Genomic DNA, 6,346 nt, shown 5'->3' with positions numbered 1-6,346 from the left:
ATTTTCTCCTCATCGAGCGCGCCGCGGGCGTCGGCGGCACCTGGCACAGCAACCGCTACCCGGGCGTCGGCTGTGACATCCCCGCGGAGCTGTACTCGTACTCGTTTCGCACCCGCTGGCCGTGGCGGAACCGCTTCGCCTCCGGCGCGGAGATCCGCGCCTACCTCAGCGCCTGCGCCGGGGAACCCGGCCTTCGGGAGCGGATCCGGCTCGGCACCGAGATGCGCTCCGCCGACTGGGACAGCGCCCGCTCGCTGTGGCGGATCAGCACCTCGCGGGGAACGCTGCGCAGCCGGACGCTCGTGCTCGCCGCGGGACGACTCTCCGAGCCCCGGCCGCCCGGGCTCGCCGAGCTCGGCCGATTCCGCGGGGAACGCATGCACAGCTCCGAGTGGCCGGAGGGCTGGTCCGCGCGGGGCAAGCGCATCGGCATCGTCGGCACCGGGGCCTCGGCGATTCAGCTGCTCCCGGCGGTCGCACGCGAGGCCGACGCGACGGTCCTGTTCCAGCGCACCCCGGCCTGGGTCCTGCCGAAGGGGGACCGGCCACTGTCGCCCATGATCCGGGCGCTCCGGGCGAGCGAGCGGGGGCGACGCTGGCGTCGACAGCGCCTGTTCCGACGGGCGGAGCGGGGACACCCCGCCCGCGTCGGGGTCGGCCCGGAACGCGAACGGCTCACGAAGACGGCGCTCGCCCACCTGCGCGCCGGGATCAGCGACCCCGCGCTCCGCGAGCGCCTGACCCCGCGCTACGAGATCGGGTGCAAGCGGGCCGTCTTCTCCGACGAGTACTATCCGGCGCTGGACACGGGATCGGTGCTGCTGGCCGAAGCGGCAGTGGGCTGCACCGAGGACGGCGTGGTCACGGCCTCGGGGGAGGCCGTGACCGGGCTCGACGCCCTCATCTTCGCCACGGGCTTCCTCGCCGCCGAGCCGCCCTTCGCGGAGCGGGTGCGGGGCCGGGACGGCCTGCGGCTGTCCGAGCACTGGTCCGAGGGGATGACCGCCCTGGACACCGTCGCGGTCTCCGGCTTCCCCAACCTCTTCCTGCTCGACGGGCCGAACGCGACCCTGGGGCATTCCTCGGCGGTCGACATGATCGAGGCCCAGATCGGCTACGTCCTGGGCGCGCTCGCGCTCATCGGCGACTCCGGCGTGCTCGAGGCGAGAGCCGAGGCCGAACGGGCCAGCGTCCGGGACCTCGACGAGCTGGCCGCGGGCACGGTCTGGCTGAACGGCGGCTGCCAGAGCTGGTACCTCGACCCGAGGAGCGGGCGGCTGACGCTGATCTGGCCCGGCACCGCGCGGGCGTTCCAGGAGCGCTTCGGCTCTTTCCGGGCCGCGGGGTACGCGATGAGTCACCGGGTCACCCCCGAGGCGGAGCGGGTGCGATGAGGGCGGGCCCCCCGGAGCGGATCGTGGTCCTGAGCGGCGGCGTCGGCGGGGCGCGGTTCCTCCGGGCCCTGACCGCATGGAACCGCGCCAGGCCGCTGCCCGCGCAGATCACCGCGGTGGTGAACACCGCGGACGACTTCTGGCACATCGGGGTGCGAATCTGCCCCGATCTCGACTCCGTGCTCTACACCCTGGCCGGGGTGGGCGACGCCGAGCGGGGCTGGGGACGCCGCGCGGACTCGGAAACCGTGCTCGATGAGCTGCGGGCGTGGCAGGCCCCGGGCACCTGGTTCTCGCTCGGCGACCGCGACCTGGCCCTCAGCCTCTTCCGAACGCAGCTCCTGCGGGAGGGCCTCGGTCTCGCCGAGATCACCGCACGCCTCGCCGAGCGGTGGCCGCTCGGGGTTCGGATCCTCCCCGCGACCGAGCAGCCGATCGAGACCCGTGTCAGCCTCGCCCCCGCGGCGGCGGGCAGCGACGAACCCGAGGACCTCGGCTTCCAGGAGTGGTGGGTGCGACGCCGGGCCTCCGCGGACGCAACCGGCTTCCGCGTCGCGGGCTTGGAACGCGCCCACGCCGGTCCCGGGGTGCTGGAGGCACTCGCCGCGGCGGACCGGGTGCTCATCGCCCCCTCGAATCCGATCGTCTCGATCTGGCCGATCCTCGGCATCCCCGTGATCCGGGAGGTCCTCGAGGCGAGCTCGGCGCGCGTGCTCGGCCTCTCGCCGCTGCTCGCGGGTCGCCCGGTTCGCGGGCACGCGGACCGCTGCCTGAGCATCGCGGGGGTCCCGCCGAGCTCGGCGGGCATCGCGGGGTTTTACGGCCCCCGCCGCCCGGCCGTGGCCGGGCTCCCGCCCGGCATTCTCGACGGCTGGCTCATCGACGAGCGGGACGCGGCCCAGCTCGACGAGGTGCGCGCGCTCGGCATCACCGCGGCGGCGGCCCCGATCCTGTTTCCGGAGGACCCCAGCGACCACCGAATCGTTCGCGCGCTGCTCGCGCTCGCCGCGGACGAGTGACACCGCGTCCGTGCCCCCCGCCGTTCCGGTCAGAGTGTCAGGGTTTCCCCCGAAGCCGGGCAGAGCCCTTGCCGGCGCGGGAGGGCGCGCGCATACTGGGGGTCCGAACGGGTAGGAACCGCGCGGGACGGCCAGGGCGGTTCGACGCAGAACCGGGGGAAAGCGCCCCATCTGAACGAGTCCCCGGCAGGCCCGGGGCACAGACCCCGGAGGTACACATGAGCATTGTTCGCGCCGCCCTCTCCCAGGCTGCCTGGACGGGTGACACCGAGTCCATGATCGTGAAGCACGAACAGTTCGTCCGCGAGGCGGCCGCGGCGGGGGTGCAGATCCTGTGTTTCCAGGAACTCTTCAACACCCCCTACATCGCCGCGGTGCAGGACGCGAAGTATTACGCGTCCGCGGAGGCCATCCCGGGGCCGACCGTTGCGCGCTTTCAGGCCCTCGCCCGGGAGCACAGCATGGTGCTCATCCTGCCGATGTACGAGCAGGAACAGCCCGGGGTGCTCTACAACTCGGCGGCGGTGATCGACGCGGACGGCTCGTACCTCGGCACGTACCGCAAGCATCACCTGCCGCACCTGCCCCAGTTCTGGGAGAAGTTCTACTTCCGTCCGGGCAACCTCGGCTGGCCGGTCTTTCAGACCGCCGTCGGGCCGGTGGGGATCACGATCTGCTACGACCGGCACTTTCCCGAGGGGTGGCGGATGCTCGGGCTGAACGGGGCCCAGATCGTTTTCAACCCCTCCGCGACTAAGCCCGGGCTGTCGAACCGGCTCTGGGAGCTGGAGCAGCCAGCGGCTGCGGCGGCGAATCAGTTCTTCGTCGCCGCGAACAACCGCGTGGGCACGGAGCGCGAGGAGGTCGGCGACGATGCCGTCACCTTCTACGGCAGCTCCTACTTCGCCGATCCGCGGGGAAACGTGATCGGGGAGCACGGCTCCGTCGACGCCGACGAGCTCGTCATCCGGGACCTGGACCTCGGCCTGATCGAGACGGTGCGCGCGGAGTGGCAGTTCTATCGGGACCGCCGCCCCGATGCCTACGCCGAGATCGTGGCGCCGTAGGGAGGCTCGGGATGAAAACCCTGATCCAGAACGGAACGGTCGTCAACGCCCGCGAGAGCCGCCCGGCCGATGTACTCATCGACGGGGAGACGATCGTCGCGGTGCTCGCCCCGGGGGCGACGACGCTCGGCGTCGACCTCCCCGGCGCGGTCGACCGCGTGATCGACGCCAGCGGGCGCTACGTGATCCCCGGCGGCATTGACGCCCACACGCACATGGAGATGCCCTTCGGGGGCACCTTCGCGAGCGACACCTTCGAAACGGGGACGCGGGCGGCCGCCTGGGGCGGCACGACGAGCATCATCGACTTCGCCGTGCAGTACGCGGGCGAGGACGTGCTCGACAGCCATGAGCGCTGGCGGCAGAAGGCGGAGGGGAACTGCGCCGTGGATTACGGCCTGCACCAGATCCTGAGCGATGTGCAGCCCCAATCGCTCACGGCGATGGACCGGCTGATCGGGGAGGGGGTCACGAGCTTCAAGCTCTTCATGGCCTACCAGGGCGTCTTCCTCTCCGACGACGGGCAGATCGTCCAGGCGATGCAGCGGGCCAGCTCGAACGGCGGGCTCATCATGATGCACGCCGAGAACGGCAGCGTCATCGACCTGCTCGTCTCGCAGGCGCTCGCGGAGCAGCGGAGCGCGCCGATCAACCACGGCCTGACCCGTCCCTGGCAGGTCGAAGAGGAGGCGACGCACCGGGCGATCATGCTGGCCGACCTGACCGGCGCTCCGCTCTTCATCGTGCACGTCTCCGCGAAACAGGCCGCGGAGCAGATCGCCTCCGCCCGGCACCGCGGCCAGCCCGTGTTCGGCGAGACCTGCCCGCAGTACCTCTACCTGTCCCTGGAGGAACAGCTGGGCGCGCCGGGGTTCGAGGGAGCGAAGTGGGTCTGCTCCACGCCGCTGCGCTCCCGGGCCGAGGGGCATCAGGACTGGCTCTGGCACGCCCTGCGCACGGACACCCTGCAACTGGTGTCCACCGACCACTGCCCCTTCTGCATGGCGGGCCAGAAGGATCTCGGGATCGGGGACTTCTCCAAGATTCCCAACGGCATCGGTTCCGTCGAGCACCGGATGGACCTGATGTTCCAGGGGGTTGTCGACGGGAAGATCTCCCTTGAACGCTGGGTGGAGCTCACCTCGGCCGCCCCCGCCCGCCAGTTCGGCCTCTCCGGTCGGAAGGGGGCCGTCGCGGCTGGCGCGGACGCGGACGTGGTCATCTACGACCCCGCGGGGCGCACCCGGATCGGCGTGAACGACACGCACCACATGAACATGGACTACTCGGCGTGGGAGGGATTCGAGGTCTCGGGGCACGTGGACACCGTGTTCTCCCGCGGGCGGATGATCGTGCACGACGACGCCTACCTGGGCGCGCCCGGGCACGGCCGCTACCTGCGCCGCGAGCTTTCCCTCGACCGCTTCTGAGGCGCAGCCCGGTCCGCGGGCCGAGCGGCCCGGCGACCGTCCCCGCGAGAGCGCACACGCAGCGCCAACGCACCCCCCCACCCACGCACCCCCCCCGACACCCCCCGACTCGACTCACCGCCCTGTTCATCCGACCCTGTGGTTCACCCAACGCGGGTCACCCAACGCAGGTCAACCGACGCAGTACGAACGAAGGAGACATCATGGAATTCGGAGTGGTTCTGCAACCCGACCCCCGGGCTCGCGAACGATCGCCCTGGCAAAGCTGGCCGAGGAGCACGGATTCGATTATCTGTGGACCTTCGACTCGCACACCCTCTGGCAGGAGCCCTATGTGCTCTACAGCCGCATCCTCGCGGAAACGCATCGGATCAAGGTGGGGCCGATGGTCACGAACCCGGTCACCCGGGACTGGACCGTCACCGCCTCGACCTACGCGACCCTCAACGAGATGTACGGAAACCGGACCGTGTGCGGCATCGGCCGGGGAGACTCCTCGCTCCGGGTCCTCAAGGCCAAGCCCAGCACCCTGGCGACCCTCCGGGAGGCCATCCACGTGATCCGGGAGCTGGCGAACTCCCGCTCGGTGGAGCACAACGGGGCCACCCTGCGCTTCCCGTGGAGCACGGGCTCCGAGCTCGAGGTGTGGGTCGGGGCCTACGGGCCGCAGGCGCTCGCCCTGACCGGCGAGGTCGGCGACGGCTTCATCCTGCAGCTCGCGGACGTGGACATCGCCGAGTGGATGATCGAAACGGTTCGCACCGCCGCCCGGAAAGCCGGGCGCGATCCCGAGGCCATCAAGTTCTGCGTGGCGGCCCCGATGTATATCGGGGACGACCGGGAGCACATGCTCCAGCAGAGCCGGTGGTTCGGGGGCATGGTCGGCAACCACGTGGCCGACATCGTCGCGAAGTACGGGGAGGGCAGCGCGGTGCCGACCGCCCTGACCGACTACATTCGGGCCCGCGAGGGCTACGACTACAACGAGCACGGTCGGGCCGAGAACACGCACACCGATTTCGTCCCCGACGAGATCGTGGAGCGCTTCTGCGTGCTCGGCACCGCGGCGGAGCACCGGGCGAAGCTCGGCCAGTTGCGCGAGCTCGGCGTGACACAGTTCGCCGGGTACCTCCAGCACGACAACAAGGAGGAGACGCTTCGCGTGTACGGGGAGACCGTCATCCCGGGCATGCGCGACGAGATCACGGCGACGTCATGACCGCGGGCGGCGCGGCGCCGACGCTGCCGACGGTCGCCCTGCTCGGCGGCACCGGGGCCCAGGGGCGGGGGCTCGCGTTCCGCTTCGCCCGCGCGGGCATCACGGTGCGGGTGGGGTCCCGAGACCCCGCGCGGGCGCGGGCGAGCGCGGCGGAGCTCACCGAACTGCTGCGCCGGGCCGAGCCGGCGTCCTCCGCGAGCGTGCTGGGCGGGGAAAA

5 protein-coding genes and 1 pseudogene are annotated in these 6,346 nt (G+C 71.4%); all 6 read left to right on the top strand.

Annotated features, from left to right (window positions below; all coding sequences use genetic code 11):
* Nucleotides 1-1,394: flavin-containing monooxygenase (locus OOT08_RS05960; protein ID WP_325091671.1), on the top strand; the 1,394-nt coding region annotated here is incomplete at its 5' end.
* Entirely contained in the window at nucleotides 1,391-2,413 is a 1,023-nt protein-coding gene (gene cofD / locus OOT08_RS05955; protein WP_325091670.1) for a 2-phospho-L-lactate transferase, read from the top strand. The genes OOT08_RS05960 and cofD, both read left to right, overlap by 4 nt.
* 218 nt (nucleotides 2,414-2,631) lie before the next feature.
* Complete coding sequence (locus OOT08_RS05950; RefSeq protein ID WP_325091669.1) at nucleotides 2,632-3,480, top strand: nitrilase-related carbon-nitrogen hydrolase; 849 nt, start codon at nucleotides 2,632-2,634, stop codon at nucleotides 3,478-3,480.
* A gap of 11 nt (nucleotides 3,481-3,491) precedes the next feature.
* Nucleotides 3,492-4,910, top strand: a complete 1,419-nt coding sequence (gene hydA / locus OOT08_RS05945) for a dihydropyrimidinase (protein ID WP_325091668.1) — start codon at nucleotides 3,492-3,494, stop codon at nucleotides 4,908-4,910.
* 203 nt (nucleotides 4,911-5,113) lie between these two features.
* Nucleotides 5,114-6,129: pseudogene (locus tag OOT08_RS05940) on the top strand (TIGR03842 family LLM class F420-dependent oxidoreductase).
* The coding region (locus tag OOT08_RS05935) for an NAD(P)-binding domain-containing protein (protein ID WP_325091665.1) at nucleotides 6,126-6,346 on the top strand (221 nt) is incomplete at its 3' end. The pseudogene OOT08_RS05940 and the gene OOT08_RS05935, both read left to right, overlap by 4 nt.

The sequence above is a fragment of the Leucobacter sp. M11 genome, from assembly GCF_035726885.1.
Taxonomy (GTDB): domain Bacteria; phylum Actinomycetota; class Actinomycetes; order Actinomycetales; family Microbacteriaceae; genus JAPFRB01.
This window is presented reverse-complemented; position numbering and strand designations above follow the sequence as displayed.

Bases quoted from the DNA above. Each gene is read 5' to 3' on its own strand.
- cofD (WP_325091670.1), top strand. From the start codon at position 1,391: ATGAGGGCGGGCCCCCCGGAGCGGATCGTGGTCCTGAGCGGCGGCGTC.
- OOT08_RS05950 (WP_325091669.1), top strand. From the start codon at position 2,632: ATGAGCATTGTTCGCGCCGCCCTCTCCCAGGCTGCCTGGACGGGTGAC.
- hydA (WP_325091668.1), top strand. From the start codon at position 3,492: ATGAAAACCCTGATCCAGAACGGAACGGTCGTCAACGCCCGCGAGAGC.